The sequence below is a fragment of the Streptococcus sp. 4155 genome, from assembly GCF_013276695.1.
GTDB classification, from domain to species: Bacteria; Bacillota; Bacilli; order Lactobacillales; family Streptococcaceae; genus Streptococcus; species Streptococcus pseudopneumoniae.
Genome location: NZ_VMLM01000105.1, coordinates 1 through 4,698, shown reverse-complemented (window position 1 = coordinate 4,698; position 4,698 = coordinate 1). Strand labels below are relative to the sequence as shown.

Sequence of the window (4,698 nt, the reverse complement as noted above, 5' to 3'; positions counted from 1 at the left end):
TCTATCAAGTAGATACTTTGCGTGGTGCAAGCGGTTCAGCAGTATATGATTCTACCAATAGGGTTGTCGGAGTTCATACCAATGGGAGTAAGGCAGAACAGATGAATTATGCTGTTAAGTTAAATGAGAAGGCTCTATCTTTCATCTACTCTGTTATTAAAGGGCATTCTATTGATGGATGGAAGTTGATTAGTGATACTTGGTATTATTATAAGAATAGTAATAAACAAACAGGTTGGCAAAGTATAAATGGCAAATGGTATTATCTTGAAACCTCTGGTTCAATGTCCACAGGTTGGAAATATGTACGAGGAAGATGGTATTATTTAGATAAGACCAATGGTGATATGAAGACTGGTTGGTATAAAGATGGTTCAACATGGTACTATTTAGATCCTACTAATGGAGATATGAAAACAGGTTGGATAAAAGTATCAGGTGAATGGTATTATCTCAATTCAAGTGGTGCTATGGTTACAGGTAGTCAGACGATTGATGGTAAAGTTTATAACTTTGCTTCATCTGGTGAGTGGATTTAATATTGGAGGGTATATACATGAAACTTTTGAAAAAAATGATGCAAGTTGGATTAGCAGCAATATTCTTTGGTTTTCTAGCTACAAATGTAGTATTTGCAGATGATTCTGAAGGATGGCATTTTGTCCAAGAAAACGGAAGAACCTACTACAAGAAGGGGGACCTCAAAGAAACGGACTGGCGAGTGATTGATGGTAAGTACTATTATTTTGATTCTTTATCTGGAGAGATGGTTGTCGGCTGGCAATATATACCTGCTCCATACGAAGGGGTTACGATTGGTTCTTCTCTAAGGAAAGATATTGCTTTTAGACCAGATTGGTTTTACTTTGGTCAAGATGGGGTACTACAAGAATTTGTTGGCAAGCAAGTGTTAGAAGCAAAAACTGCTACAAATACCAACAAACATCATGGGGAACAATATGATAGCCCAGCAGAGAAACGAGTCTATTATTTTGAAGATCAGCGTAGTTATCATACTTTAAAAACTGGTTGGGTTTATGATAATGGGGACTGGTATTATTTGCAGAAGGATGGTGGCTTTGATTCTCGCATCAACAGATTGCCTGTTGGGGAGATAGCACGTGGTTGGATCAAGGATTATCCTCTAACCTATGATGAAGAGAAGCTTAAAGCGGCTCCATGGTACTACCTAGATCCAGCAACTGGCATCATGCAAATAGGATGGCAATATCTAGGTAATAACTGGTACTACCTTCGTTCATCAGGAGCTATGGCAACTGGTTGGTATCAGGAAGGCTCAACTTGGTACTATTTAGATGCTGAAAATGGTGATATGAAAACGGGCTGGCAATACCTTGGTAACAAGTGGTACTATCTCCGTTCATCGGGAGCTATGACAACTGGTTGGTATCAAGATGGTTCAACTTGGTACTACCTAAATGCAGGTAATGGAGATATGAAGACAGGTTGGTTCCAGGTTAATGGCAAATGGTACTATGCTTATAGCTCAGGTGCTTTGGCAGTGAATACGACCGTAGATGGCTATTCTGTCAATTATAATGGCGAATGGGTTCGGTAATGACAGGGAGCTTATAATTATATTAGAACACTCGCTTAATCAAAGAAGTGACTTTGTTGTACTTGACCTGACGATTGGGGAGATTAAAAGCATGTGAAATCTACACATGCTTTTTCGTTAGTTATGAGTGTTGAACTTGACTAACCATTGACAAAAGATAAGAGCAATCAAAATAAGATACAAAAATATCAATGCTAACTGCACCGAAACGCTCGATGCTATGGATAGGGCTAATAGGGAGAGCAGGGACGGAGCGAGAATGTCCACTGTGCTCAGAGCAGAGCCCACCGTCCCCATCTTGTCACTGGGGATATAGGCAAAGACAGCTGCTTGTAGGCGAGGGCTGAGAATGCCGATAATCGTAGAACTGATGAAACTGGTCATGAAAATTACGATATAGGCTTGACAAAGGATACTAGTTATTAGAGCCAATAGGGAAATCTCACAGAAAACCAAGAGGTGCGTGAAACGGATATTTTTAAATAGATTACTGCTGGTCATATTGCCAAGGATAGCTCCACAAGAAATGATGATGGAGAGCAGGGCGAGGAGTTGCCCAATGCTCAGTTGTGCTAGTGTCTGTTGGATGAAGCGGAGGGCAATCAACCGAGGAGACACATCCAAGATGGCAATCATACTGGTCGTCAGAAACAGTAGTATGACGGTATCTTTTAACCTCAGGAGCACAGCCAGCGACTGTTTAAGATGTTGAAAATATTTCTTAAAACTCAGTGCTGTATGTGACATTTCAATCCTTTTTTCAACCTCATACAAGGTATGTCGAATAACATACAGGCCCCAAAAGGCAATGACAAAAGTCAGAGTGTTGATAAGGGAAATAGTTTGAATACTCATAACATTGATAAGGAATGCACCAGCTAGATTGGCGACAATGCGGACAACCCTCATCAGAGACTGCCTGAACCCCATGGCATCATGCAGGTCGTCCTTAATTACACTGATGTAGAGGGCGTTCATCATGTAGGCAGACAGGTAGCTCAAGGTGTCAGAGATAAGGTTGATGATGACAATCATAATGACTGAAACTAATGAAAAGGGCGACAAGACGAGAAATACTGTCAAAATAGCGTAGAGCAGGATTTTGATTTTGGCAATCCAGAGTGCGTGTTTGACTCTATTTTCTTGAAAATCTCCTAGAATTCCGAGAAAGAGTTGCGATAGTAGGGGAACCACCTCTGAAATGGAAATCAGTAAAATCGCTAGCGGAGCGAAATTGTACTGAGCCACATAATTGATAATGGCGAGGTAGAAAATACTGTCGCCGAATGATGAAAAACAGCTGTTTAGCAGCAACTGTCTATATATGTTGTTTGTCCAAAATAATTTCATACTTTTCTCCTTATTTCTGCACATCGAATGGGAATTTATTATTTAATAGACACCAATATACCCCCATGCTTCAAACAAATCTGCTTTACTCCTATCTCCTTGAAACATCAGTAAATCGTGATCATCTCGTTCAGAACATGCTAAAATTACCTGTTGGATTTTTTTCATCAGTAATTTGTTTTGATTGTAGACAGTGGTTTGTAGTAAGCTAGTTATTCCGTGGCAATATCCTGTCATCATTTTTAGATGATGGTTAAAAACAAATTATTGATATTTACTAATAATATCTTTGTTTCCGTCACAATCGTACATACAAAGATATAAGATTATTCCGGAAATTCCTTTGCACCAAGAAAGTTGTAAATTTCCTAAATTTTTAGTATTAGAAGTAACTTTTTCTAATAATTTTTTTAATTCAGTATGGAATGTATGGAGATCATTATAGAACATAGAAGGTTCTAAGACTTTAGAATAGGCAAATAAAGCCTATGCAATTCCACAATATCCATGAGCAAAGCTATAGTCTAAAATGCTTTCTTTGGCTGTATCTCTTTGTAGGAAATAATGCTAAATTTCCCCTATACTATTGTGGATGAAAATTTTAAGAGTATTGTCATTAGTAAATTGATAGTATTTTATTAATGACAATAGGACACCAGATTTTCTCAATGCAAAGTCTATTTCCTCTAGAGTATCATAATTCTCTATTAATTTCTTAGCGGTGACGTTTGCTAATTGTAGATAGTATTGATTTTTACTGATAGAAAATAAATGTAGGAGTAACCATAGATAGCCTGAATCACCAAATAGCAGCGAGTATTGATATTCATATGTGTGTGTCGTTCTAATTGTCACTGCTTTCTTGATGATAGAGAGTATTTTAGAATCCAGTTCTGGGGGGGCAATTTATTTAGAGGAAACAGTAGTCCAGCTATTCCGTGTTGGAATGATAAATTACTTACGAAATTTCCAAATTCTGTTGAAGAAGTGATCCTTCCTTCAGAATTTACAGTTTTATCTAGTAAAAATCGTAGAACACTATTACATTCCGTTTTGTAATCATATTTATGTTCCTCTATTTTTTTAATTTTGACTAAATTATTTGTTTGACTTAAATTTAGTAGGTATTGTAACCAAAATAGTTGCTCATCTGTGAGCTGACCTTGAGTATGTGATAGTTCTAGTAATTGAATAGGATCCTTTAGTTAGATTCGATCAATCCATAACATAACAACATTTTTAGGACAACTTGTCAAATATTAGTATATATTTTTACATCTTGAATTGTCAAATTAAGTGCATAACTTTCCCGTAGCATATGTACTGACCCCCAAAAGTTAGACAATTAATTTATCCAAAGGATTTAGTTCTGTACTGCACAGGACTAAGTCCTTTTAGTTTTACCTTAATTCGTTTATTGTTGTAGTAATCAATATAGTCTACAATAGCTTGTTCCAATTGCTTAAGCGACTGAAACGACTTCTCATAACCGTAAAACATTTCCGATTTCAGAATCCCAAAGAAGGACTCCATCATACCGTTGTCTGGGCTGTTGCCCTTGCGTGACATGGATGCTTGAATTCCCTTACTCTCTAGGAACCGATGATAAGAATCGTGTTGATATTGCCAGCCTTGGTCACTATGGAGAATCGTATTCTCATAGCGCTTCTCTTTGAATGCCTGTTCCAACATTGTTTGTACTTGTTCTAAGTTGGGTGAAGTTGAAAGATTATAGGCGATAATTTCACTATTAAAGCCATCTAAACCTG

The 4,698-nt window shown here is 37.4% G+C and carries 3 protein-coding genes and 2 pseudogenes; 2 read left to right on the top strand and 3 right to left on the bottom strand.

Annotated features, from left to right (window positions below):
* Nucleotides 1–539 (top strand): annotated as a pseudogene (locus tag HT715_RS12110) (choline-binding protein G); the annotation flags it as partial.
* A 17-nt stretch (nucleotides 540–556) separates the two neighbouring features.
* On the top strand, nucleotides 557–1,579 hold the full coding sequence (gene cbpF / locus HT715_RS10815) for a choline-binding protein CbpF (RefSeq protein WP_000771087.1): 1,023 nt from the start codon (nucleotides 557–559) through the stop codon (nucleotides 1,577–1,579).
* Nucleotides 1,580–1,696: 117 nt separating this feature from the next.
* On the opposite strand, the gene HT715_RS10810 is transcribed toward cbpF, so the two are convergent.
* The 3 genes and pseudogenes from HT715_RS10810 to HT715_RS10805 form a co-directional block, all read right to left on the bottom strand.
* Complete coding sequence (locus tag HT715_RS10810) at nucleotides 1,697–2,929, bottom strand: MFS transporter (protein ID WP_000765700.1); 1,233 nt, start codon at nucleotides 2,927–2,929, stop codon at nucleotides 1,697–1,699.
* A gap of 517 nt (nucleotides 2,930–3,446) precedes the next feature.
* Nucleotides 3,447–3,784, bottom strand: a pseudogene (locus HT715_RS12105) (lantibiotic-modifying protein).
* Between the two features lie 495 nt (nucleotides 3,785–4,279).
* Nucleotides 4,280–4,698, bottom strand: a 419-nt coding sequence (locus HT715_RS10805; protein WP_172922954.1) for an IS3 family transposase, incomplete at its 5' end; no start/stop codon positions are given.

Coding starts and splice junctions, on each gene's coding strand:
- cbpF (WP_000771087.1), top strand. CDS start 557: ATGAAACTTTTGAAAAAAATGATGCAAGTTGGATTAGCAGCAATATTC.
- HT715_RS10810 (WP_000765700.1), bottom strand. CDS start 2,929: ATGAAATTATTTTGGACAAACAACATATATAGACAGTTGCTGCTAAAC.